This is a genomic window from Neobacillus sp. DFD-2R, from assembly GCF_057747865.1.
In genome coordinates this window covers 1,383,683-1,407,942 of the sequence record NZ_CM173228.1, presented here as the reverse complement: position 1 = coordinate 1,407,942, position 24,260 = coordinate 1,383,683, and the positions used below count along the sequence as shown (strand labels likewise).

Below are 24,260 nucleotides of genomic sequence, written 5' to 3'. Positions count from 1 at the left end.
CCCCAAGTTTAGAGGACAGACCTATTATTACTTAACGCCAAAAAACTTTTTAATTTTTGTAAATACCCCTTGGTTTGCTTCCTCAAGCGGCTGAAGCGGAATTGATTCTCCGAGAATTCTTCTCGCAATATTCCGATAGGCAATGGAAGCTTTGCTGTTTGGATTCAAAGCAATAGGTTCGCCGTGATTTGAGGCACGAATTACCTCTTCATCGTCAGCTACAATTCCGACCAACTCAATGGATAAATGGTGGGTAATCTCTTCAATTTCAAGCATGTCGCCGTTTTTCATCATGTGATTTCTGATCCGGTTAATAATTAATCTTGGCGGTTCCATGTTTTTTTCTTTTTCAAGCAAACCAATGATGCGGTCCGCATCCCGCACGGCAGAGACTTCAGGAGTTGTAACGACAATGGCTTTATCAGCACCGGCCACAGCGTTTTTATAGCCCTGTTCAATTCCTGCAGGACAATCTATTATGATATAATCATAGTCTTGTTTTAAATCTTCAATAAGCTCCTTCATTTGCTCCGGTTTAACCGCAGATTTATCAACGGTTTGTGCAGCCGGGAGCAAGTACAATAAATCCTCAAATCTTTTATCCTTTACCAACGCCTGATGAACCTTACACCTTTTTTCCACTACATCAACAAGATCATAAATAATTCTATTTTCAAGCCCCATGACAACATCCAAATTTCGAAGGCCAATATCTGTATCTACCAAGCAGACTTTCTTTCCTTGAAGGGCCAACGCTGTACCAATATTAGCGGAAGTCGTGGTTTTGCCGACGCCGCCCTTACCGGATGTTATTACAATTGCTTCTCCCACACTAATGTCCCCCTTCTAATCTCGTTAAATTAGGCCTTAAATGAATTAAAACTTGCAATCTATCAACAATAATTTGACGATTTTCGTCTATGTATGCGCATTCCATTTCACGTTTTTCATTATTTGGAACAATGTCAGGAGCCCGATTTAAGCAATCGTTGATTCTTAGCTGTGACGGTTTCATGTTTGATGCGGCGATAACCGCTTCATCATTCCCATAGTATCCCGCATGGGCCACGCCTTTAAGTGTACCCATAATAAAAATATTTCCTCCGGCTATTACGGTTCCACCGGGATTTACATCACCAATCAATAACAAATCACCCGGGACCTCCAATACTTGTCCGGAACGAATGATTCTGGAAACAGTCACCACTTCCGCTTCGGCTTTCAGTCGTTCTGCTTCTTTTTTCGTAATCACATTTGATTCAATATCATCAACTAATAAATTCTTTTTTTGCCGAATCAGTTCTTTTAATTCTTCTTTCTGTTCCTCATTTAAAAACCGATTTCCTATTTCAACTTTAACAGGAGTTAAATGGCGTTCATCCTGTGTTCCTGAGTTTTCGGATAGTTTTTCATCTAGCTCTTTTGTTAATTCCAGAAAGGAACAGCTATCATCAAGATGAAGGACAATTCCATCCTTTGTTCCTTTTATTGTAACATTTTGCCGTTTTTTCATGGAGAATTTTCACCTCTAAAATAAGAAAAGCGGAATCAATTTCGGAGCAAGTATGAGACCATGGGTAAATATTTCCTATCACCAACCACTACGATAGGGAACAAAACCGTATGTCCTCATACTTATCCCGAAAAAAATTAGACACCTTCTTAAAAGAATTCGACACGTTCCGTTCATTCTCCTCTTTTTAAAAGAAAGCCAACCGGATTAATCTTCTTTTAGTGAAGCAGCAATTTTTTCAATTTGTCTTTTCAAAGGGTAGCCTGCCAGGATGATAAAAATCGCATTAAGTATTAGGGTTGGATAGAAACGCATTTTGAAAAAGCTCATATAATCCATGTCGGTCACATGGATTAAAACGTTCATTTCATAAACACCAACTTCTAATAATCCTATGCCGATAAGGGAAGCAAGAAAGACAGTGATGAAATTTGCCTGCATCACGTTCATCATTTTTGAAACAAGATAGGCAACAAAAGGGAACAAGAACATGTAAATACCGATAATTTCTGTATTGACTATGTCAAACAAAATTCCAAAGATAACGCCATAGATGATACCTTGTTTCCTACCAACATAAATTGTTAAAAAGAGGAGGCCGGTAAAAAGAAAATGAGGGACACACGTTTTTCCAAATATATCATCAGGTAAATACTGAGCAAAAAGACTTTCCAAAAGAAAAAGTATCAAAAATAAAAGAGGAAGAAGGAATTTTTTCACAATCACTCCCCCTTACTATCACTTAGTGCACTCGTATCCGGCTGCATCATATTTCTTTGGATAACCATAACATTTTGAATATCATAAAAGTCTGCTCCTGGTTTGACCAGGGCTGTCTGATTTAAACCGTATTGATCAGGCTTCACATCTACTACTTTTCCAATCAAGAGACCACTTGGGAAAAAACCACCTAATCCGGAGGTAATCACTGTTTGTCCTTTTTGAATCTTTGCACTGGAAGGAATAGCCTTTATTTGCAGCTCTTTTTTATCTTTATCATAGCCTTCAACAAGGCCGTAAACATTGGTATCGCCTTGAATGACTGCAGAAATTCGATTTTTCGGATCCATTGAACTCAATAATTGAACGGTCGAACTAAATTGGTTCACATTTTTTACTTTTCCAATGAGTCCATTTGCCGTGACAACAGCCATATTTTGTTTAATGCCATTTATTTTACCTTTATCGATAATAATCATTTCATGCCAACGATCAGGGTTTCTGCCAATAACAGTAGCCGGTAATGGTTTAGAGTCTGCCAGAGTCTTTTTTTCACCAAGAATGTTACGCAAATCTTTGTTGTCTTTTTTTAACTCTTGAACTTGAGCTTCAAGGCTAACGAGATTTTCGATACGCGATTTTAATTCTTTATTCTCTTGATATGTATTTTGTAAATCCTGGAGACTTCCAAAAAAACCTGCAACCAAATGGGCAGGCTTTGATACCAGGGATTGAACCCAGCCGGTTGTGTCTTTTACAAACTGCTCCGGCCAGGATAGTTTACTTCTCTCCCTTAAAGAAAACCCAATCAATGCCACGAGAACGATAATGCTGACAAGCAAGATAATCAGTCGTTTATTCAAAAAGAACTGTGGCATGATTATACACCTCTATTTTTTCTAATTGTTTTATCTGGAATCTTTTGCTTTGTTTTTAAATAAATGAATATGCTCTAATGCTTTTCCTGTGCCAATTGCTACGCAGTCAAGCGGGTTTTCCGCAATAAGGACCGGCATTTTTGTTTCTTCACTAATAACCTTGTCCAAATTTCGAAGCAGCGCCCCTCCTCCTGTTAAAACGATCCCGCGGTCCATGATATCAGCCGCAAGTTCAGGAGGTGTTTTTTCAAGTGTATTTTTAACAGCTTCGACGATCGCATAAACTGTGTCATGTAAGGCCGTTGCTATTTCTTTTGCTGCGATTTCAATTGTTTTTGGCAACCCGGTCAATAAATCCCGGCCGCGAATTTCCATATTCTCAATACCTTCAGAATCACCGGCTGAACCGATTTCTACTTTAATCGTTTCTGATGTGCGCTCACCAATCATTAAATTATACGTTTTTCGAATATAGGAGATAATGGATTCATCCATTTCATCACCGGCAACCCGAATCGATTGGCTGGTAACAATCCCGCCTAGAGAAATAATTGCCACCTCGGTAGTTCCGCCGCCAATATCAACAACCATACTTCCGGTTGGCTCCCAAACAGGCAGATTGGCACCAATTGCCGCCGCAAAGGGTTCTTCTATTGTATATGCATCCTTTGCTCCGGCTTGACGGGTGGCATCAATTACGGCTCTTTCCTCCACCGCCGTAATTCCTGAAGGAACACAAACCATTACATGCGGTTTTCCTGAGAAAAGACCTTTGTTGTTTTTCGTAGCCATACGGATATGGTATTTCATCATCGCAGCAGTTGTTTCAAAATCAGCAATTACGCCATCCTTCATTGGCCGAAGGGCAACAACATTCCCCGGTGTCCGGCCAATCATATTTTTTGCATCGTTGCCAACTGCAACAATACTTTTTGTATCAGTTTGCATTGCCACAACAGATGGCTCTCTTAAAACAATTCCTTTTCCTTTAACAAAAACAAGCGTATTAGCTGTCCCCAGGTCAATCCCAAGGTCTCTGGCACCAATTCCAAACATACGTGTATCTCCCTTTCTGATACGAAATGCAATCATTCCTTAAGGTAAAGTCATTACCTTTTATTGTGTAATTTTTATGCTATTTTAACTAGTAAATTCGATAGCAATCCTAAAAAATCATAACCAATATTATATCCTAACGTCAAATAAAAACATAGTGTTATAAATATCCTTTTTCCTTTAAACTAACAAATTTATTTTCACCAATAATCAGATGATCAAGCAAATCGATGCCAATTATTTTACCGCATTCCATAAGCCTCTTTGTCACCTCTATATCCTCACGGCTTGGTGAGGGATCTCCCGAGGGATGATTGTGGATGGCGATGATGGAAGCTGCTGAACGCTTTAATGCTTCGCGATAGACTTCCCGCGGATGGACGATAGAGGCATTCAAACTGCCGATAAAAACGGTTTGTTTATGGATCACTTGATTTTTGGTGTTTAAATACAGGCAAACGAAATGCTCTTGAGACAAAAATCGCATATCGTTCATCACATAATTGGCTCCGTCTTCAGGGGAACGGATCACATACCGATCATTATAATTTAAATTGGCAATCCTTCTCCCTATTTCTACAGCTGCAAGGATTTGAATTGCCTTTGCTGACCCAATCCCTTTAATGGAAGTAATCTCCTCTAAGGTTGCCGCTTTTAAAAGGCGTAATCCTTCAAAATGAGTCAGTAACCGGTTAGATAATTGAAGAACCGATTCTTCTTTTGTCCCGGTTCGCAGCAGAATTGCAATGAGTTCATGATTCGATAAACTCTGGGGACCGTGTTGAATAAATCTCTCTCTAGGGCGTTCGTCTTGAGGGAAATCACGGATCATTAATGTATTTGTGGACACTCTTTATCCTCCCTTTATCGGGAGTTAAGAACTAAGAATGAGCACTAATAGGGTAATTGGTAACCTGCCCTTTTTAATTCCCGAACCGTCCTCGCTACGGGCAGACCGACAACCGCAAAGTAATCTCCATTAATTTTCTTGACAAGCATGCTTCCGAGCTGTTGAATTCCATATGAACCTGCCTTATCAAGCGGTTCACCACTTTGCACATAGGCTCTTATGTCCTCGTCCGTTAACTCCCAAAACCAAACTTCAGTTTTTTCGTAAAAACGGGTAGAACCTGTTGGATTCATAATTGAAACACCTGTATAAACATCATGCTTTTTTCCGGAAAGCATTTTTAGCATGCCTATGGCGTCTGCCTCATTCGTCGGCTTACCTAAGATTTGACCATTAGCCACAACAATGGTGTCAGCTCCAATCACAAAAGCTTGCGGATTTTCCTGAAAAATAACCTGCGCTTTGCGATCAGCAAGCTCCATAACTACTTCCTCAGGTGAAAGACCCGGGTCAAAGCTTTCATCTACTTCACTGCTTGAAATCTCGAATGTTAAACGGAGGTTTTCTAGAAGTTCTTTTCGCCGCGGAGAAGAAGAGGCTAAAATGAGGTTCTGCATTCTATCACCTTACCTTTTTGCTTTCATTAGGGAGATACATGTTAATCGTATCAGAAATTGTCGATTCAAACAATTTTTATATAATTAAAGTTTGATTAAATATGACAAATTATTCTAAAGTTCTGTTTTGTTACCGAAAATAATATACAAGCATAATAAAAGCCTGCCCATTTTTCAGGCAGGCCTGATTAGATTTGTATTTCCCGGAAAATACCGAATGATGTTCCTTTTTGTCGCCTACTCACATGGAATAATAGGTGGAAAGAAAATTTAATAGTTTCTGCTGTGCCTCTGTAAGGCTTTTGGTGCTTTTCGATTTTTGATAGGCTTTTATTTTATCAACCGCAGATACCAAATCGTTTTTTAGCTTTTTTACATTGTCATTCTTAATTTTCTTATCTTCGATATTATTAAGGTGATCCTCAGCGTTTTTAACCGTATCGCTTTCTAGCGTTTTCGTTAAAATTGCAGCAGCTGTTACTTTTGAAAGGTCTTGATACACATCGAGAGATGCTTCTAAAAAGCTTGTCTCCTCTTCGGTTAGATGGGATACAGTTTTCTCTTTTGATGTTATTGTTTTAGCAAAAGGGTCATCAAGTCCTTTATCTCTATAATAACTAACCAGTTGTTTGGCTGCATCAATGGACTCGGCAACACCTAAGAACAAATATTCCTTGCCGTTCATTCCCAAGGTTTCAGCAGGGATACCTTGACCTGTCATTTTCTCTACTGTCCCGTTGGCCGAATCCTTTGTTGAAAAAAATCCGCCCTGTACCACAAAGAAGCTCATCGGTTTTATTGTTTTAGTGCTAGAGTTTGTCTCCGTTTTATCTGTATTATTATTTTCTGTATTGGTTTGTACGGCTACATTAGGATTGGTGGCTGTTGCCGCCGTTTTAGGGCTGTGACCATTTATGACAAGTTTTAGCATCAGAAAGCCGAAACCAATTCCAAGTATAATAGCAAAAATCACTGAAAAAACGCTGGATTTTAATGCACTGCCATTGGCCTTTAATGATTTTGTAGAAAAAGAGGATATATTAACTTTCCCCTTTTTAGAGGATTTCTGGCTTTCGCTGCTAACAATTTTATATTCCTCTATATCATTTTCGGATGATTCAGGAATAATCCAGTCAAAGCTTTCATCAACAGATTCCTTTGCAGCCGCCGTTTCTAATAATCCTTCCTGATCTAAAGAGTTGGAATCGATGATCACAGTTGGATATTGATTGCCGGCAGTTTCCAGATCCTTTTCCTTAGACTCATCTACGAAAGTCTGTTTTTCACCATTTAATTTAATTGTAATCGTATTGCCGTTTTTTGGCTTGTCCAAGTTACGTACTCCTTTCTCTTAAGACGGCTAATTTGTTTAATCCTATCATAACGGCAAAAAAAAATAACAAGACTTTTGTCGTCTTGTTATCGAATGATTTCGCCAAATTAATCGTTCCTTCGCATGAGGTTAATTAGACTTTGTTGATATATCTAAAAGCAATATTACAAACCCCTTAATTAAAATCCGTGATTAAGAAAACGTATATATAAATCGATTATTTCCGATCCCCAATAATAGGCTGAAAGCGTTCCTGCAGCAATATACGGTCCAAATGGTATCGGCTGACGTCTTTTTACAATTTTAAAAAGAAGGGTAAGTCCACCAAGAACAGCACCGTATAATGTGGACAGAAAGAATGAAAGTAAGACAAGTTTAAAACCTAACACCATTCCAAGCAGTGCGTACAACTTCACATCACCGCCGCCCATCCCGCCATTGCTGACAAAAGCGATGATAAGAAGGAGAATAAACCCGCTTAAAGCACCTAATAGGCTGTCCCACCATGGCGTTAACGGCCAAATGATTCGTTCCAATAAAAAAATCCCCGTAAACCAGATTAAAATTTTATCAGGGATGATCATATATCGAATATCGGAAACTACAATAATGATAAACAGTGAAATCAATGACAATGAAACCAATAATTCTCCAGTCCATCCAACAATCAGCGGTGCTGTTACAAAAAGAATTCCTGTAAGCAATTCCATAATCGGGTATATAGGAGAAATCTTCGAATGACAGCCGCGGCATTTTGCCCCTTGAATTATATAAGAAACAATTGGGATGAGTTCGTAATTTTTTAACTGATGCCCGCATGTAGAACAAGCAGATCTAGGTGTGACAATTGATTTATTTATGGGAACACGAAAACCAACTACATTATAAAAGGAGCCGAGAACTACACCGTAAACAAACAATAGGGTATAAATCATTATTGAACTGCAGTAATAAGGTCTTGTTCAGAAATGGATGAAAGATTTAAAGGTATAGATAGATGTACACCACCTAAATCATAAGAGTAATTACCTAAAGCCAATAATTTAATTAAAGTAAAACCCTTTGGTTCTTTTAACTTTAATCTTAATGTATTTACCATTTTCCAATCTCCTTTTGGTTCTTTTAATCTATTATTATTTATCTATGAGATTATAATAATCATACTAAATTAAAAAGAGAATTAAAGTGAGTTTTGTCTCTTCATTTACATTATTGTAGATTTTTAATTACCAATTCACAAATTTATCCATTAATTATAGAAATTAATCAAGTTCAAATGGAGATTGGTTTCTTTACAGCAATAATGGATTTATTTTGAATACTCCGCCACCCGAATTCTTCCAGCCCTTTATCACACGGAAGATACCCCTTTGTAATATGGCTCCATTCCTTCTTTGCTTTAAATAAAATGGACTTTATCCTTGACCTAACTAAGCCGCTATGCCTTCATTAATTTTAATGCGGAATTCCAACAGTCATTACCTCTCTGACTTCAATTCTGCGTATTAGGTATGTTCGTTATCATCAACTACTTGAAGGATATGTGTAATCCATGTCCACCCAATTGCCGGAGTTTGATGAGAAAAAGCGTTATAGGTTAACCACATTCCGCCTGGTACAATTAAAATCCAGACAAGAAATAAAGCACTTTTCACCTGTGGTCTAACACCCATCAAACTCCCCTCCCCATCTTTAATTAATATAATAATAAAACAATTTTAGCAAATATAAATGGGCTTGTCATAAACTTATTATGGTGTTTTTTAGAAATTTGAATAAATACGGTTTTACTTCAGAAATAAAATAAAGTGAACCGGTAATGACAAGAACACCGTTCGGTTCCATGGTTTTAATTGCTTCATTTAAATAAGCTTTCCAACCATCTTCAACCGCTATTTTATTTTCTGAACTGCTCAACGCAAACAAATCCTTCGCATCAGCCGCGCGTGGAAAATCAAACGAGACAAATGAGATTTGATTGGCCAGGTCGTCCAGTTTGGAAATCATTTGATCCAGTTTTTTATCTTTCAAAGCAGCAAATACAATATGAATATAACGATCAGCATAACGCGTTGACAATTCGTGTACCAGTGCTGTAATACCTTCATCATTGTGAGCCCCATCAATAATGATGAGCGGATTTTCAGAGAGGATTTCAAACCTGCCGGGCCAATAGGCATTTTTCAAACCGGATCGTATAGCTTGATCTGAAAGAACAATAGAGCCTTGTTGATTTAAATATTGTGCTGCTATAACAGCTAGTGAGGCATTTTCTGTTTGATGCTTGCCAATCATGCAAATTTCTAATTGATCTATTGTTTGAAGCCCGGTTTTTAGTGTAAACATTTCACCTTTTTCAAGCGATCTGTTACAGGTAATCGAAAATTCCTGATTTATCCGTGAAAGCGGGGCATGTCTTTTTTTTGCCTGTTTCTCAATGACTTTTAGTGCTTCAGACTGCTTAACAGCTGTAAAAATCGGTGTCCTATCCTTTATAATTCCCGCTTTTTCAAAGGCAATTTCTTCATAGGAATGACCTAAAATATTTGTATGGTCAAGCCCGATGTTCGTGATGATCGAAGCTATTGGTTGAATAATATTGGTGGAATCAAATCTTCCGCCCAGCCCGACTTCAAAAAGAACCATATTAACCTTGTTGACTTCAGCGAAATAATAGAAACTCATCGCTGTGATCACTTCAAATTCAGTTGGTCCTCCAAGCTCGGTTTCCTCTAATTCATCAGCAAGCGGGCGAATGATATTTGCTAAACGGAGTACCTCTTCATCACTAATCGATTTCCCATTAACACTGATTCGCTCGTTAAACTGTTCGATATAAGGAGAAGTAAAGGTCCCAACCGTGTATCCTGCTGCCTGTAAAATTGACCGAAGGAAGGTTACTGTCGATCCTTTACCATTCGTTCCGCCAATATGGACAGCTTTTAAGTTCGCTTCCGGGTTTCCGAGTTTCTCCATCATCCATTCCATCCGCTTTAAACCGGGCTTGATACCAAGTCTTAACCTTGCATGGATCCATTCAAGGGCTTCTTTATATGATGAAAACATTCATGCCACCCCGTCTTTATTGTTATTTAAAATGGGTAAGACGAACCCGTTTAATGGATTCGCCTTGCATTATTATATACCTTTTAATTCCTTAATCCTTGCTTCGACTACTGATCTCTTTTCGCGATAATCATTTTCTTTTGCACGTTCTTCAGCCACTACATTTTCCGGGGCCTTTTTCATAAAGCCTTCATTGCCCAATTTCTTTTGAACTCTTTCGACTTCTTTATTTAATTTATCAAATTCTTTTTCTAAACGGGCAATCTCTTCTTCAATGTTAATTAAGCCTTCCAGCGGAAGAATGATTTCCAATCCCGTGATTACAGCCGTCATTGCTTTTTCGGGAGCGTCAATATTAATTCCAAGCTGTAATTCTTCAGGATTACAGAACTTTTCAATAAAGGCACGATTCTTTTCAACTGCATTTAGAACGGATTCATCCTTGGCTTTAACAATCATTTTGATTTTTTTACTCATTGGTGTGTTTACTTCAGCTCTGATATTCCGTACCGAACGAATCATTTCCATTAGCAGCTTCATATCCTGTGCCGCTTGCTCATCTGAAAGCTGAGGATTTACTTCCGGCCACTTTGCAGTTGTAATCGATTCCCCTTTGTGAGGAAGGTTTTGCCAAATTTCCTCTGTAATAAAAGGCATAAACGGATGTAACAGGCGCATTGTTTGATCTAACACATAAGCTAGAATCGAGCGGGTCGTTTTCTTCGCTGCCTCATCTTCACCATATAGTGGAAGCTTCGCCATTTCAATATACCAATCACAGAAATCATCCCAAATGAAGTTATACAGTGCCCGGCCCACTTCACCAAACTCGTAGCGGGCTGATAGTCTTGTTACATTTTCTATGGTTTCATTTAATCTTGTTAGAATCCACTTATCGGCAACTGATTTTTCACCGCTAAAATCAATTTCTTCAAAGGTCATACCGTCCATATTCATTAATGCGAAACGGGATGCATTCCAAATTTTATTCGCAAAGTTCCAGGTTGCTTCCACTTTTTCCGTACTATAACGTAAATCCTGTCCTGGCGAACTTCCGGTAGATAGGAAATAGCGGAGTGAATCTGCTCCATATTTTTCGATTACATCCATTGGGTCGACACCATTGCCTAATGATTTACTCATTTTACGCCCCTGCGCATCACGAACGAGGCCATGAATGAGAACATCTTTAAATGGACGTTCACCGGTAAATTCAATGCTTTGGAAGATCATTCTTGATACCCAGAAAAAGATAATATCATACCCGGTTACAAGTGCATCGGTCGGGAAGTAGCGTTTAAAATCAGCTGCTTCTTTATCTGGCCACCCCATTGTTGAGAACGGCCAAAGCGCAGAGCTGAACCAAGTATCTAAAACATCCGTATCCTGTTCCCAATTCTCAAGATCTGCAGGGGGCTCATGATCGACGTAAACCTTACCGGTTTCCTTGTGGTACCAAGCAGGAATGCGGTGGCCCCACCATAGCTGTCTGGAAATACACCAGTCACGGATATTTTCCATCCAGTGCAAGTATGTTTTTTCAAAGCGGTCAGGAACGAAATTCACTTTTTCCTCTTTATTTTGCAAAGCAATAGCTTCGTCTGCGAGCGGCTGCATTTTAACAAACCATTGTGTTGAAAGATATGGTTCAACAACAGCACCGCTTCGTTCCGAATGGCCAACTGAATGCAGATGCTCTTCAATTTTGAAAAGAACCCCTTGTTCCTGTAGGTCTTTTACAATTTGCTTACGGCATTCGAAGCGGTCCAGACCTTGATATTTACCAGCTTTCTCATTCATTGAGCCGTCTTCATTCATAACGAGAATTCGTTCAAGATTATGGCGGTTTCCAAGTTCAAAATCGTTCGGGTCATGCGCTGGCGTAATTTTTACAGCACCTGAACCAAATTCAATATCAACATAATCATCAGCAACAATCGGAATTTTGCGGCCAACGATTGGCAAAATGACTGTTTTCCCAATTAAATGCTTGTAGCGTTCATCCTCCGGGTGTACCGCAACTGCCGTATCGCCGAGCATCGTTTCCGGTCGAGTAGTGGCAACTTCAATATGGCCGGAACCATCGGAAAGCGGATACTTCATATGGTAAAAAGCGCCTTGAACATCCTTATAAATAACTTCGATATCGGATAATGCCGTCTTTGTGGACGGATCCCAGTTTATAATATATTCTCCGCGGTAAATAAGACCTTTTTTATAAAGAGTAACAAATACCTCACGAACAGCATCGGATAAACCCTTATCAAGAGTAAAGCGCTCACGGCTGTAATCAAGGCCTAAGCCAAGCTTTGCCCACTGACCGCGAATATGGGACGCATACTGTTCCTTCCATTTCCATGTTTCCTCAACGAATTTTTCTCTGCCTAAATTGTAACGGCTTATTCCTTCACTGCGAAGCTTTTCTTCTACTTTCGCTTGCGTTGCGATTCCTGCATGGTCCATACCGGGTAACCAGAGAACATCATAGCCCTGCATCCGTTTCATACGGGTAAGAATATCCTGCAAAGTGGTATCCCATGCATGCCCTAAATGCAGTTTTCCTGTTACGTTTGGCGGAGGAATGACGATCGTGTACGGTTGTTTCCCCTCATCATCTTTTGCTTCAAAAAACTTTCCTTTTAACCACCAGTCATAACGGCCCTGTTCAATACTTTGCGGGTCATATTTGGTCGGCATTGTTAATTCTTTCGTTTCCATCTAAGTGTTCCTCCTTTATTTATTTGTAATCCAAGGCAGCTAAAAAAATAAAAAACCCCATTCGCCATAAAAGGACGAATGGAGTTTGCTTCGCGGTACCACCTTTTTTCCAACCATTAAATATAGTTGGCTCTCAAATAGGATAACGGATTCGGGTCCGTCTTCAACTAATCGGACATCTCTATCCTTTTGCAGAAGAAGCTCAAGGGCGACATTCCGGCGTTCTGCTTAGGAAATCTTCCAGCTTTTGATTTCCCTCTCTTAAAGCAGGCTGACACCGTACTCTTCCCTGTCAATGCTTTGTTCATTAAATTATATAGTTATACTACCCAATAAGGGGATTGTCGTCAATAATGATAACCTTTTTTTTTATATTTTATACACGTCCTGAAAAAATGGTTCATAATTTAGGGGAATACATAGGAGATAACGAATATATATAAATAAATGTTATTTTGGAAAGGGAGAGGATTAGATGAAAGGAAAGTTCAAAAAATACTCCTACCATCCCTGGTATAGAAGCTGCAGGAGGGTATGCGCGCAATTCATTATTCCGTTTTTAATCTTTCAACTGATTCGAACCATTCTATTACCCACCTTCTTCGATGTTCTCTTACTAACATTTTTCTTTATAATCGCCATATCTCTTTTTTTTGAAATAATTTAAGGAGCCCATCTAGCTTGATTGCTGCTGGGCTCCTTCTTTTGCTTGCTTTTGTGCATCCATTTCAACCATTTTCATGACCACATATTCATTGTTTTTTAAATGCCAATATTTCCGCTGCAGCTGACGAACAAATTTTAATTCATTTTTTGTCTGTTGTTTGCGATAATAATTTTCTGCTACTTGGATAATTGGAATCGGATAAGCTAAATAGCTATAAAACAACAACTTTTCATCCTGCTTGAACGGGAAGTATTTATGATAATGATAAATCCAATCTACGGCTTCATCATTTCTCTTCGGATTCGTATTTAATGTGCGCGATAAAAATGGCAATAAATCATGAATCGGTGACCCATATCGAGCATTTTCAAAATTGATAAAATACCCGTACCCTCTTTCATCATAAAGAAAATGTTCAGAAGATAATTTCCCGTGAGTGATCACCATCCGTGCCTTATCATTTTCTTTCGTGTTTTCATACCATTCTTCTAATTTAGTTTTTGAAAAGCGTAATGCCTGACTTATTTCATTATAATACATGCAGTATAGCAATTCGAATGGAGACATATAGGTCCTTTTTTCACATTCATCGACGAAACCATCGAGAAATTCCTGATGTTTTTCCAATTGCTGGATAGTTTTTTCATAATGCTCAGTACGTTCTTCTTTATTTACAGTGATTTCTTTGGCGGAAAGAGTGTGTAGTCTCGCCAACTCTCTGATTAACTGTTGGTTTTTATGCTGCCGTTCTTCTTTAATTTCATTTGGCATCCACGGCATCAAATAATATAGGTCTTTATCACTGAGGACTGCATACCTGCCATCCATGGTTGGATAAATGGGTACAATGCGATTATAGCCTTTTTGGTATAAATGATGAACATGGCGAATAAAATCCGTTCCTGTCGCGGGAACAATTTTTTTCAACGCAAAAGTTCCCTTGTTCGAATAAATTTTTTGAATGCTGCCATAATCTTCAACAAAAAAAGGTTCAACGAGATAATTTTTTAAAATAGGTGTTACTTCTGCCAAACGGTTCGAATCACTCATAATAAAACTCAACTCTCTTTCAAAGGAAAGAAAAAACATTAGAAAGAAAGGTGAGCAGGTATGAAAACCCGCTCATCTTCTTTTTTTAGACTGTTATTTTTTTGCGAATATAACCGGGATATATAATACTTGACCTTCATAAACGTCTTGATTGATTTCCAGATGGTTCACGCGAAGGAGATTTTGGATTGTTACATCGTACCGTTCGGCAAGACTGTCAATGGTATCTCCTTTTTGAACGATACATACCTTTAATTTCGCCTGTTCTGCATTTTCTTCCTTACGGGCAAAAAACTCTGTCAGTGTCATGCTTTTCTTTTTCGCAGGTTTCTTCTTCTTTTCCGGCTTTGGTGCTGCTTCAGATGAGGAGGAGCTTTCATCGACTGCCTTTACATCCTCTTCGAAATGGATCTGATCGTCCGGCAATTCTCCGACGGTCTCTTCCTGCTCGCTTGCAAACTCGATTGGCTTGTTTTCTTCACTTCTTGCTTCCTGGAAGAGCCACGAAGGCTCTTGTTCATATTCATGGTCAACTTGAGCCTGATAGTTGAAGGTTGGGAACTTCGGAAATACCTCGACGTTTTCCTCTTCTTGCTGTTTTCGTGCTTCTGCCTCAAACAAGAATGAATCTTCATATTGATTTTGTTCAGATTCATCCAAAACCTCCTCGGTCTCAGCACGATGAAGTACCTCAAGCTCAAGCTCAGGCTCTGACGTTTCTTCCTGCTGCTGGCCACCATATAAACCACTAATGGTCAGCTCTGCTGATAATTTCAAACAGCTGCGCTCAAGTAATGAATAATCAAACGATTCCACAAGGACATCAATATCATAAATACTCTGAATCCGATTATTAGGAATCGTTATATCGACTGGAAAACGATGTGAGAATTCACAGCTTCCGGCTTCTTGCTCTTCTACCCTTTCTACAAACTTTTGCGTAGAACCGTTTTCTTCTTCACTTTCATAGCTAGCTTCGTAACTTTTATATTCGCCGGTTAATTCCAGCGAACCTCGTATGGTTACGTACTGATCGTTTTCCTGGATGGTGATATCCGGGTCTAGAGAAATGGAGACAAGTTCTTCGACTTCCTGTCCTTTTCTAAACCACAAGGATTCCTCCAAGGAAAATCGTAGGCACGATTGATTTTCCTGAGACAAAGCGACTCCTCCTTTCGTTTCCTTTCACGCAAAATCACTATGTCACTTACACTCTATGAGGAATCAGAAATTTTTATGATAAAAAAGCAATTAAGTATCAAGAAAAACACACTCACCATTTTGATGAGTGTGGAATCATTGTGTATTATTTAAGATTTAGGCGATGTTCCAACAGGATTAAAGGTATCTTTAACCATTTGATAAATGTCAGAAGAGATCGTATCTATATGTGTGGTTGCTTTTTCCCGGGCATTCAAAAAAACGACAATCGATGTTTTATCATTATAATAAGAGTGCATCGTAATCCAACCGCCTAGTACCCCAATACTGTAAACTGCATTTCCATTATTATAAAGGCCCAGTCCATAGGTTGATTTGGCCGACGAGGTAAGCATTTGATGGAGAGTATCTTTCGAAACCAGTTTTCCATCCATTAAAGCTTGATCAAATTTAGATAAATCCGAAGCTGTTTCGTAAATATCCCCACATGCATAAAGGGAGTTGGTACTTAGGTATTTGGTTTCTTGGACCTTTTGGTTCTTGGTGAAATAACCTACTGAGGTATATGGAACAGGATCTTCGTGAGTAATAAATCCTGTTTCCTCTAATGGTACCTTGTCCAAAATATTCTTCCGGATAAAATCATGAAGCGGCTTTCCTGTAACCTTTTCCACGATATTACCAAGAACGATATAGTTTACATCTTGATAATCCCATTTTTCACCTGGCTTAAATTTCAACGGCATTTTTTCAATATCTTTCAGCAGACTCCGCGGTGTTGTATCGCCCTTACTCCAATGAGGTTTTGCAATCCCTGATGTATGCGTTAAAAAATTATATAACTTTATATTATTGCCGTCAGGAAAATTTGGGATATACTTAGAAACCGGATCCTGAATATTTAATTTATGTTGTTCTTGCAGTTTCATAATGCTTGTTGCGACAAATATTTTCGTAATCGAACCGATTGGATACGTAGTTGACGGTTCGTTTAAAACCTTTTTCTCCACATTGGCATAACCAACGCCCTCTTTAAAAAGAATTTGGTTGTTTTGTTCCACAAAAAAACTGCCACTATAGCTATTCGCAACTAAATAGTCTCTAATTTTTTTTTGCAATATGGCTTCATTTTTTCGAAGCATTTCTATTTTCTTTTGATTTTCTACGGTTTGTAAATTTTCTTTGTTGGCTTTTACTTTGGCAGTTTCTTTAGTTATACTTTTACTTTTTTGGAAAAACTGATTTTCACATCCAAGTAAATTGGTAGCAAGTACAGCTACTAGTAAGAACAATCCAAGTTTCTTATAATTCATATCCGCCACTCAACTTTCACTCATCTTCCTTTAACAAATGCTCGATTTGTTCGGATTATTATAGCATATAGATGTGACAAATATAAGTACCTTTTGGAATAGATCCGGACTTAAACTTCCCTTTTTTACTATTTTTTCAATTATAAAAAAGCACACTCACCGTTTTTTGATGAGTGTGCTATTCCTTTTATTTTAATTTAGGCTGCGTTAAACTTGCCTGTTGATTTGCGCTCCAGGCGCTTCGCTTTCCGCGGGCGGTCCGGGGAGCCTCCTCGGCGCTTAAAGCGCCTGTGGGGTCTCCCCTGAACCGTTCTCCCGCAGGAGTCTCGCGCCTTCCGCTCCAATCAACAAGTTACGAAATCAACAATGGCCTTTAACACAGCCTTAATTTAGAAAAAGCAATTTCCGCAGCTTGAATCGTTTTTTCAATATCTTCATCGGAATGTACTGTAGAAAGGAAAAGACCTTCAAATTGTGAAGGAGGTAAAAATACTCCCTGCTCAGCCATTTCCCGATAATAGGATGCAAAGTATTCAAGATTTGAAGTTTTTGCTGTTTCATAATTAATAACTTTTTCATTTGTAAAGAAGAAGCCAATCATTGATCCCGCACGGTTAACGGTAATTGGAATGTCATATTTATCAGCGGCAGCTTTTAATCCTTTTTCCAGCAAATCTCCTTTACGGATAAAATCGCTGTAATGTTCAGGAGTTAATTGGCTTAATGTTTCGTATCCTGCAGTCATCGCAAGTGGATTTCCTGAAAGAGTACCCGCTTGATAGATTGGACCGCTTGGAGCAATTCTTTCCATGATTTCTGCTTTTCCGCCATAGGCACCAACAGGAAGTCCTCCGCCAATTACTTTTCCAAGACAAGTAAGGTCAGGAGTCACATTGAAATAGCCTTGTGCACAATTATAACCAACACGGAATCCCGTCATCACTTCATCAAAAATGAGTAAAGCCCCGTATTTAGTTGTAATTTCACGGAGACCTTCTAAAAATCCCGGCAGCGGTGGAACAACTCCCATGTTACCAGCTACCGGTTCAACAATAACACCTGCAATATCTTTACCGAATTGCTCGAATGCATATTTCACACCGTCAAGGTCATTGTACTGTACAGTAATGGTATTTTTTGCTATCCCCTCCGGTACACCGGGGCTGTCAGGCAATCCAAGTGTGGCTACGCCGGAGCCTGCTTTGATTAATAATGAATCACCATGACCATGGTAGCAGCCTTCAAATTTCAAAATTAAGTTTCGACCTGTATATCCTCTTGCTAAACGAAGAGCACTCATCGTTGCTTCCGTTCCAGATGATACCATCCTGACAATTTCAATCGACGGCACGCGTTCAATTACTAATTTTGCCAGTTCATTTTCCATCAAAGTTGGGGCACCGTAGCTCGTTCCAAGCTCTGCTACCTTCTTTATCGCTTCGACCACACGGTCATTTGTATGCCCGAGGATTAGCGGTCCCCATGACAATACATAGTCAATATATTCATTTCCATCAATATCATAGATTTTGGACCCTTTCCCTCTTTCCATAAAAATCGGATCCATTTTCACGGATTTAAAGGCGCGAACCGGGCTATTTACTCCGCCTGGCATAAGGGTTTGGGCTTCTTTAAATGCTTCAATCGATTTCGTATACGAACGCATCCTATTCCCTCTTTTCCATTAATGATTATTCTTCTTCTTTTAACCAGCGAATGGCGTCTTTGGCAGCATACGTAATTATTAGATCTGCTCCTGCACGCTTCATACCTACGAGCATTTCCAGTACAGTTTTTTTCTCATCAATCCAGCCGTTCCCTGCTGCTGCTTTTATCATTGAATATTCACCGCTCACGTTATACACGACAACAGGAAGGTTAAAGGTATTTTTCACATCCCGAACGATATCAAGATAAGGCATACCAGGTTTTACAATTAAAAAGTCTGCTCCCTCCGCAACATCGGATTCGGCTTCTCTAAATGCTTCCATCCGGTTTGCCGGGTCCATCTGATAGGTCTTACGATCGCCAAACTGCGGCGCACCTTCTGCTGCCTCACGGAATGGACCGTAAAAAGCTGAAGCATATTTAACCGCATATGACATTATTGGCACTTCAGTAAAACCGGCTTCATCTAAACCTGCACGAATGGCGGCAACAAAGCCATCCATCATGTTAGAAGGAGCAATAATATCTGCTCCTGCTCTAGCTTGCGCCACCGCAGTTTTCACAAGTAAATCAAGCGATTGATCGTTTAAGACTTTCTCGCCTTCAACAACCCCGCAGTGACCGTGGCTTGTATATTCACACAAGCATGTATCCGCAACAACAATAATTTCCGGGAATTTTTCTTTTATAAAACGGGTCGCAACTTGTACAATGCCATGATCATGATATGCTTGCTGACCGCACTCATCTTTGGTGGAAGGAATCCCAAATAATAAAACAGACTTAATTCCGTGTTCTGCAATATCTTCCATTTCTGCTTGAAGATGGTCCATGGATACTTGGAATACCCCTGGCATCGATGAGACTTCATTTCGAATGTTTTCACCTTCATAAATAAACAGCGGATAAATAAAGTCTTCCGCTTTCAAGTGATTTTCCCGGACAAGTGCACGCATGCTTGCACTTGAACGTAAACGGCGATGACGCTTAAATTGAAGTTCCATTTATAATTCCTCCATTTCTAAGTATGCAATCGTACTCTTAACCATTTCTTTTACTGTATATTCTTTTGGTGAAGCATGGACGGGTAATCCATATGCACGTAATTTTTTCTCGGTAGATGGTCCAATACAGCCGAATATACAATCTTTTAGAAGGTTATCAAGCTTATACCGAGACACCGTTTCCATAAAGTGATCAACCGTTGACGGGCTTGTAAACAGTAAAATATCAAGCTGTTTTTTGACAAGCATTCCAGCTAATTTCTCGCAGCTTTCGTTGGGCATAAACGTTTCATAAATAACTACTTCATCAACATGGGCTCCGTATTCTATTAAAGAAGCCGCTATATATTCCCTGGCAAGATTCCCTTTTGGAATTAATATCTTCGAACCTTTATTAACTTTGGGCAAAAACTCTTCGACAAATGATTCGGCAACATATGCCGATGGTACAAACTCAGGCATTAATCCTTTCTCCAGCAGTCCTTCTTCCGTTTTTTTTCCAATCACAGCGATCTTTGGAAAAGTCTCCAAATCAGCGATTGTACAAAAAGAAAAAAATGTTTCTACCGTTACATTGCTAGTAAAAATAATCCAGTCATATGTATTAAGTGCCATCAAAATGGTTTGAAGGCGTTGATTTATCTCAATCGGGCGAAAGGCAATAAGAGGGATTTCAATCGGAATCCCTCCATATTTTTCAATGAGCTGTGAAAAGGGTTTCGCTTGATTTTCTCCCCTTGGAACAAGAACTTTTTTTTCCAGCAGAGGAAATGATTTGATCATTGACCCTCAAGCTCCCGTTTCACCTTTTCAATCAGATCTTTAGCACCTTTTTGAATTAAAAGATCTGCAGCCTTAACCCCCAGCTCCTCCGGGTTTTGTCCCCTAAGTTCCTCTTTGTAAATCTCCTGTCCTTCAGGGGAAGCGACTAAAACATTTAAAACCACTTCATCATTATCATCCACATGAGCGAAACCGGCAATTGGCACCTGACAGCCGCCTTCCATTTTTTGCAGGAAAGCCCGCTCCGCTTTTACCGCTCTTTCCGTTTTCTTACAGGTGAATTTTTCAAAAACCTCTAAAAGCTCCCGGTCGTTCTCGCGGCATTCGATTGATAATGCTCCCTGACCAACAGCGGGTATACAAATATCCGCATCTAAAAATTCAGTCACTACATCAGATGCCCAGCCAAGGCGGGAAAGTCCTGCTGCGGCTAATATGATGGCATCGTATTCTTCTTCTTCTAATTTAGCTAATCTTGTATCAACATTACCGCGGATCCATTTAATCTCTAAATCCGGGCGCTGGACTAAAAGCTGGGCACTGCGTCGCAGGCTGCTCGTACCAATAATTGCACCCTTTTTTAAATCCTTTAACTTAATATGGCCTCTGGAAATTAAAGCATCTCTATGGTCCTCACGGAAAGGAATACAACCGATCGTTAACCCCTCAGGCAATTCTGCAGGCATGTCTTTCATACTATGAACAGCCATATCAATCTCTTTATTTAGCATGGCCTGTTCGATTTCTTTAACAAATAACCCTTTACCGCCTACTTTTGAAAGGGTTACATCTTGAATTTTGTCCCCTTTTGTCACAATTTCTTTTACTTCAAATTCAAATGGAGCCCCAAGCTTTTTTAGCTGTTCGATTACCCAATTAGTTTGTGTTAAAGCAAGCTTACTTCTTCTGGAACCTACAATAATTTTTCTCATGACTGCCTCCTAAGTTTTACCCGTACCAAAAATGAAAGGATGATAATTTACCAAATAAGAAAAAATTAATTAACACGATTAAAAATGAAGCTACATTCCATAATGCCAATGACTTTCCTGCAAACCCTTTGACAATATGCAAATACAAGTAAATGCTATAGGCCGTTAATAACAGAAAGGAACCAATGATTTTCATATCGTACCAGGGCATTCCGGGAACTTTGAGAAAAGCCCACTGTAAGCCTAAAATCAGGCTTAGTATCAGCATTGGAACACCAATAACAGCCAATATGTATGATGATCGCTCAAGCTTATTTAAATCGGCAAGCCTTAATAGTCTTTTTCCCCATTTCTTCCTTTTCAATAAGTCGTATTGGAGAAGATATAATAGAGAAAAAACAAAGGAGAGAGAAAAAGCTCCATATGAGAGAATCGCCATTGTGATATGGATTAACAATAGTTCAGAAACGAGCTGCTTGCCAACAACATGAGAACCATATTGTTCCGGAACAAATGTATGAATAACCATAACAATAAATCCGAGTATATTCGTAAAAAAGACGATAAAGTCAATTCTGAGTAATCGATTGATCCCAAGTGATAAAGTGACCAATACCCATGCGTAAAAATAAAGACCCTCAAAAATGGTCAGAACAGGAAACCTTCCTGTTTTCACCATATACAAAAATAAAAATCCTGTTTGTAAAATCCAAACAAATGCAAGTAACCAGAAGGCAATTCGGTTTGCCTTCCGGTTATGGTTGAGAAAATCAAAAAAATATAACAACACGCTAAAGGCATATAGAACAACTGTTAGTTCATGCAGCCGTGTCACATGGATACTAAACATAGACACAACCCCTTACGGCTGAAAAGAAGCCTGCGGAACATGAACCATAATTTTATCGGTTTCGGCTGCTTTCAAATAATGATCTCGGGTAAGTTCTTCAATATTAAATATCTTCATAAATAAGTCCAATGCCTGTTCCGCATCAGGTCTGGCAGCCAATTCTTTTGCCTGTAAAATAGGGTCCTTTAAAAGTTGATTTATAATACTCTTTGTGTGCTTGTTTAAGACTTTTAAATCACGGTCGGATAAATGGGAAAGCTTGCGCTCAAGGCTGACCATAGTTTCCGACTGGATTGCCAGGGCTTTTTCCCTAAGAGCCGTAATCACAGGGACGACTCCGAGCGTTCCAAGCCACTGCTTAAATTCAACAATTTCTTTTTCAATCATGAGATTGATCTTAGCTGCGGCCTTCTTACGCTCCTGCAGATTGGCCTCAACAATCCCTTCTAAATCATCGATATCGTATAAAAATACGTTTTCAATCTCTGCAATTTTCGGATCCAAGTCGCGTGGCACTGCAATATCAACCATAAATAATGGCTTGCCCTTGCGCATTTTTTCTACTTGTATCATCATCTCTTTTGAAATAACAAAATCCTTCGCCCCTGTCGAGCTTATGAGGATATCGGCATCCGCTAAAGATCTTTGCAGTTCATCCGCTGTTTTTGCATCTCCGCCAAAACGATTCGCAAGTTCTTTTGCTTTTTCAAAGGTTCGATTAATCACGGTAACTTTTTTAACACCGTTGCCATGCAGGTTTTGGGCTGCTAACTCGCCCATTTTTCCCGCTCCAAAAATTAAAACATGCTTATTGTCAAGAGAACCAAATATTTTCTTCGCTAATTCCACTGCCGCATAGCTGACAGAAACAGCATTCGCACCAATATCAGTTTCGGAGTGGCCTCGTTTTGCCAAGGTTATGGCCTGCTTAAATAAATGGTTAAACACGGTGCCGGTAGTACCTTCTTCTTGAGCTAAGATAAAGCTGGAACGGACCTGACCTAAAATTTGTGTTTCACCTAATACCATCGAATGGAGTCCGCAAGTCACGTTAAACAGGTGCTCAACTGCGCCATCTTCTTCATATACAAATAAATATGGAGAAAACTCCGCTTGTTCAAGTCCGAACCATTCTGATAGAAATTCTTTAATATAGTAGCGGCCAGTATGTAACTGATCGACGACCGCATAAATTTCTGTACGGTTACATGTAGATAAAATGATATTTTCCAGGATGCTTTTTTTCGCGTTTAACTTTTTTATGGCATCCAAAAGATCGGATTCATTAAAGGTCAACCGCTCACGTATTTCAACAGGGGCAGTTTTATAATTTAGACCGATCACTAATATATGCATTGAAAAGAACACCCCCAAATAAAAATTACATAAATAATTAGTCTGATTATACCATGGGCTTTTTTAATTTTCGCTTAAGAAATGTGACCAGATAATGAAACTATTATGATAATATTAGAAAATGAAAAGTGTTTTGTTATAATTATCGACAAATACTTCCTTATGTACAGTATCAAAAAATGAGAATATATTCAAGTGAACCTTTCTGGAAGTGGTGTTTTGGATGAAAAATCAGCGGATATTTCCCGGTATTATTCTAATTGGCTTTGGCGCCTACTTTTTTTTGCAGCAATCAGGCATTACCTTGTTTCAGAATTTTTATACTTGGCCGACCTTAATTATTATTACGGGAATTGCTTTCTTAGCTCAAGGCTATGTGGCAAAGGATTACGAAGCCATTCTTCCCGGTGTTATTTTACTTGGTTTTGGTCTTCATTTTCATATTGCGGGCCGTTTAACCTTTTGGCCTGATAATAATATTGGACCATTTATATTAATCCTATCCCTTGGTTTTTTCCTGCGTTTCCAAAAAACAGGAACAGGATTATTTCAAGCTTTCCTCTTTTTAGTCTGGGCATTATTGCTTTTATTTTATGATAAAATTGCCGGGTACCTTGGAATTGTGCAAAACGGCATGTCACAAATATTGAAATTTTGGCCCGCTCTCATCATTATTATTGGTATTTATTTTTTGTTAAAAAAGAAAAAATAAACGCTCGCGGCTA

General features: G+C 39.0%; 24 protein-coding genes and 1 other annotated feature. Of the genes, 2 read left to right on the top strand and 22 right to left on the bottom strand.

All coding sequences use genetic code 11. The features are described from left to right. Positions 1-27: 27 nt before the first annotated feature. The 13 genes from minD to AC3ANV_RS06710 all read right to left on the bottom strand — a co-directional run bounded on the left by minD (position 28) and on the right by AC3ANV_RS06710 (position 12,751). Positions 28-831, bottom strand: a complete 804-nt coding sequence (minD, locus tag AC3ANV_RS06770) for a septum site-determining protein MinD (RefSeq protein ID WP_307403874.1) — start codon at positions 829-831, stop codon at positions 28-30. Position 832: 1 nt separating this feature from the next. After that, positions 833-1,513 carry a septum site-determining protein MinC gene (gene minC / locus AC3ANV_RS06765; protein WP_488312874.1) on the bottom strand — a complete coding sequence of 227 codons (681 nt, stop codon included), beginning with the start codon at positions 1,511-1,513 and terminating at the stop codon, positions 833-835. Positions 1,514-1,720: 207 nt separating this feature from the next. Continuing rightward, complete coding sequence (gene mreD / locus AC3ANV_RS06760; protein WP_488312873.1) at positions 1,721-2,233, bottom strand: rod shape-determining protein MreD; 513 nt, start codon at positions 2,231-2,233, stop codon at positions 1,721-1,723. 2 nt (positions 2,234-2,235) lie between these two features. Next, entirely contained in the window at positions 2,236-3,111 is an 876-nt protein-coding gene (mreC, locus tag AC3ANV_RS06755) for a rod shape-determining protein MreC (RefSeq protein ID WP_488312872.1), read from the bottom strand. Positions 3,112-3,141: 30 nt separating this feature from the next. Beyond that, positions 3,142-4,167, bottom strand: coding sequence for a rod shape-determining protein (locus AC3ANV_RS06750; RefSeq protein ID WP_488312871.1), 1,026 nt, complete (start codon positions 4,165-4,167; stop codon positions 3,142-3,144). A 160-nt stretch (positions 4,168-4,327) separates the two neighbouring features. After that, complete coding sequence (radC, locus tag AC3ANV_RS06745; RefSeq protein WP_488312870.1) at positions 4,328-5,017, bottom strand: RadC family protein; 690 nt, start codon at positions 5,015-5,017, stop codon at positions 4,328-4,330. Between the two features lie 44 nt (positions 5,018-5,061). Then, entirely contained in the window at positions 5,062-5,634 is a 573-nt protein-coding gene (locus AC3ANV_RS06740) for a Maf family protein (protein WP_488312869.1), read from the bottom strand. Positions 5,635-5,875: 241 nt separating this feature from the next. Next, complete coding sequence (locus tag AC3ANV_RS06735) at positions 5,876-6,967, bottom strand: hypothetical protein (RefSeq protein WP_488312868.1); 1,092 nt, start codon at positions 6,965-6,967, stop codon at positions 5,876-5,878. 179 nt (positions 6,968-7,146) lie between these two features. After that, positions 7,147-7,902 carry a prepilin peptidase gene (locus AC3ANV_RS06730; protein WP_488312867.1) on the bottom strand — a complete coding sequence of 252 codons (756 nt, stop codon included), beginning with the start codon at positions 7,900-7,902 and terminating at the stop codon, positions 7,147-7,149. Then, positions 7,902-8,066, bottom strand: coding sequence for a hypothetical protein (locus tag AC3ANV_RS06725; protein ID WP_488312866.1), 165 nt, complete (start codon positions 8,064-8,066; stop codon positions 7,902-7,904). Before AC3ANV_RS06725 ends, AC3ANV_RS06730 begins: the two co-directional genes overlap by 1 nt. A 406-nt stretch (positions 8,067-8,472) precedes the next feature. Continuing rightward, on the bottom strand, positions 8,473-8,640 hold the full coding sequence (locus AC3ANV_RS06720; protein ID WP_488312865.1) for a hypothetical protein: 168 nt from the start codon (positions 8,638-8,640) through the stop codon (positions 8,473-8,475). Positions 8,641-8,707: 67 nt separating this feature from the next. Beyond that, positions 8,708-10,033: a bifunctional folylpolyglutamate synthase/dihydrofolate synthase gene (locus AC3ANV_RS06715; protein ID WP_488312864.1), complete on the bottom strand. Its 1,326-nt coding sequence runs from the start codon at positions 10,031-10,033 to the stop codon at positions 8,708-8,710. 72 nt (positions 10,034-10,105) lie between these two features. After that, on the bottom strand, positions 10,106-12,751 hold the full coding sequence (locus AC3ANV_RS06710; RefSeq protein WP_488312863.1) for a valine--tRNA ligase: 2,646 nt from the start codon (positions 12,749-12,751) through the stop codon (positions 10,106-10,108). 67 nt (positions 12,752-12,818) lie between these two features. Beyond that, positions 12,819-13,056: a binding site (T-box leader), on the bottom strand. A 170-nt stretch (positions 13,057-13,226) separates the two neighbouring features. Here AC3ANV_RS06710 and AC3ANV_RS06705 point away from each other — a divergent pair. Beyond that, entirely contained in the window at positions 13,227-13,418 is a 192-nt protein-coding gene (locus tag AC3ANV_RS06705; RefSeq protein ID WP_488312862.1) for a hypothetical protein, read from the top strand. Positions 13,419-13,427: 9 nt separating this feature from the next. Here the strand turns inward: AC3ANV_RS06705 and ysxE are convergent, their stop codons facing one another. The 9 genes from ysxE to hemA all read right to left on the bottom strand — a co-directional run bounded on the left by ysxE (position 13,428) and on the right by hemA (position 23,535). Beyond that, positions 13,428-14,468, bottom strand: coding sequence for a spore coat protein YsxE (gene ysxE / locus AC3ANV_RS06700; protein WP_488312861.1), 1,041 nt, complete (start codon positions 14,466-14,468; stop codon positions 13,428-13,430). A gap of 93 nt (positions 14,469-14,561) precedes the next feature. Then, positions 14,562-15,581, bottom strand: a complete 1,020-nt coding sequence (gene spoVID / locus AC3ANV_RS06695; protein WP_488312860.1) for a stage VI sporulation protein D — start codon at positions 15,579-15,581, stop codon at positions 14,562-14,564. 197 nt (positions 15,582-15,778) lie between these two features. Next, on the bottom strand, positions 15,779-16,942 hold the full coding sequence (locus AC3ANV_RS06690; protein ID WP_488312859.1) for a serine hydrolase domain-containing protein: 1,164 nt from the start codon (positions 16,940-16,942) through the stop codon (positions 15,779-15,781). A 373-nt stretch (positions 16,943-17,315) separates the two neighbouring features. After that, on the bottom strand, positions 17,316-18,608 hold the full coding sequence (gene hemL, locus AC3ANV_RS06685; RefSeq protein WP_488312858.1) for a glutamate-1-semialdehyde 2,1-aminomutase: 1,293 nt from the start codon (positions 18,606-18,608) through the stop codon (positions 17,316-17,318). A 25-nt stretch (positions 18,609-18,633) separates the two neighbouring features. Continuing rightward, on the bottom strand, positions 18,634-19,614 hold the full coding sequence (gene hemB, locus AC3ANV_RS06680) for a porphobilinogen synthase (RefSeq protein WP_488312857.1): 981 nt from the start codon (positions 19,612-19,614) through the stop codon (positions 18,634-18,636). Beyond that, positions 19,615-20,397: a uroporphyrinogen-III synthase gene (locus AC3ANV_RS06675; protein WP_488312856.1), complete on the bottom strand. Its 783-nt coding sequence runs from the start codon at positions 20,395-20,397 to the stop codon at positions 19,615-19,617. Further along, entirely contained in the window at positions 20,394-21,329 is a 936-nt protein-coding gene (hemC, locus tag AC3ANV_RS06670) for a hydroxymethylbilane synthase (RefSeq protein WP_488312855.1), read from the bottom strand. The genes AC3ANV_RS06675 and hemC overlap by 4 nt, the downstream gene beginning before the upstream one ends. Before the next feature lie 16 nt (positions 21,330-21,345). Then, a complete protein-coding gene (locus AC3ANV_RS06665) occupies positions 21,346-22,179 on the bottom strand; it encodes a cytochrome C assembly family protein (RefSeq protein WP_488312854.1) in 834 nt (277 codons plus the stop codon). A 12-nt stretch (positions 22,180-22,191) separates the two neighbouring features. Continuing rightward, positions 22,192-23,535, bottom strand: coding sequence for a glutamyl-tRNA reductase (gene hemA / locus AC3ANV_RS06660; protein ID WP_488312853.1), 1,344 nt, complete (start codon positions 23,533-23,535; stop codon positions 22,192-22,194). A 223-nt stretch (positions 23,536-23,758) separates the two neighbouring features. Here hemA and AC3ANV_RS06655 point away from each other — a divergent pair, with 223 nt between their 5' ends. Further along, positions 23,759-24,247: a LiaI-LiaF-like domain-containing protein gene (locus tag AC3ANV_RS06655; RefSeq protein WP_488312852.1), complete on the top strand. Its 489-nt coding sequence runs from the start codon at positions 23,759-23,761 to the stop codon at positions 24,245-24,247. The last annotated feature ends 13 nt before the right edge of the window (positions 24,248-24,260 follow it).

Coding starts and splice junctions, on each gene's coding strand:
- minC (WP_488312874.1), bottom strand. CDS start 1,513: ATGAAAAAACGGCAAAATGTTACAATAAAAGGAACAAAGGATGGAATT.
- mreC (WP_488312872.1), bottom strand. CDS start 3,111: ATGCCACAGTTCTTTTTGAATAAACGACTGATTATCTTGCTTGTCAGC.
- AC3ANV_RS06750 (WP_488312871.1), bottom strand. CDS start 4,167: ATGTTTGGAATTGGTGCCAGAGACCTTGGGATTGACCTGGGGACAGCT.
- AC3ANV_RS06740 (WP_488312869.1), bottom strand. CDS start 5,634: ATGCAGAACCTCATTTTAGCCTCTTCTTCTCCGCGGCGAAAAGAACTT.
- AC3ANV_RS06730 (WP_488312867.1), bottom strand. CDS start 7,902: ATGATTTATACCCTATTGTTTGTTTACGGTGTAGTTCTCGGCTCCTTT.
- AC3ANV_RS06725 (WP_488312866.1), bottom strand. CDS start 8,066: ATGGTAAATACATTAAGATTAAAGTTAAAAGAACCAAAGGGTTTTACT.
- AC3ANV_RS06720 (WP_488312865.1), bottom strand. CDS start 8,640: ATGGGTGTTAGACCACAGGTGAAAAGTGCTTTATTTCTTGTCTGGATT.
- AC3ANV_RS06715 (WP_488312864.1), bottom strand. CDS start 10,033: ATGTTTTCATCATATAAAGAAGCCCTTGAATGGATCCATGCAAGGTTA.
- AC3ANV_RS06710 (WP_488312863.1), bottom strand. CDS start 12,751: ATGGAAACGAAAGAATTAACAATGCCGACCAAATATGACCCGCAAAGT.
- AC3ANV_RS06705 (WP_488312862.1), top strand. CDS start 13,227: ATGAAAGGAAAGTTCAAAAAATACTCCTACCATCCCTGGTATAGAAGC.
- ysxE (WP_488312861.1), bottom strand. CDS start 14,468: ATGAGTGATTCGAACCGTTTGGCAGAAGTAACACCTATTTTAAAAAAT.
- AC3ANV_RS06690 (WP_488312859.1), bottom strand. CDS start 16,942: ATGAATTATAAGAAACTTGGATTGTTCTTACTAGTAGCTGTACTTGCT.
- hemL (WP_488312858.1), bottom strand. CDS start 18,608: ATGCGTTCGTATACGAAATCGATTGAAGCATTTAAAGAAGCCCAAACC.
- hemB (WP_488312857.1), bottom strand. CDS start 19,614: ATGGAACTTCAATTTAAGCGTCATCGCCGTTTACGTTCAAGTGCAAGC.
- AC3ANV_RS06675 (WP_488312856.1), bottom strand. CDS start 20,397: ATGATCAAATCATTTCCTCTGCTGGAAAAAAAAGTTCTTGTTCCAAGG.
- hemC (WP_488312855.1), bottom strand. CDS start 21,329: ATGAGAAAAATTATTGTAGGTTCCAGAAGAAGTAAGCTTGCTTTAACA.
- AC3ANV_RS06665 (WP_488312854.1), bottom strand. CDS start 22,179: ATGTTTAGTATCCATGTGACACGGCTGCATGAACTAACAGTTGTTCTA.
- hemA (WP_488312853.1), bottom strand. CDS start 23,535: ATGCATATATTAGTGATCGGTCTAAATTATAAAACTGCCCCTGTTGAA.
- AC3ANV_RS06655 (WP_488312852.1), top strand. CDS start 23,759: ATGAAAAATCAGCGGATATTTCCCGGTATTATTCTAATTGGCTTTGGC.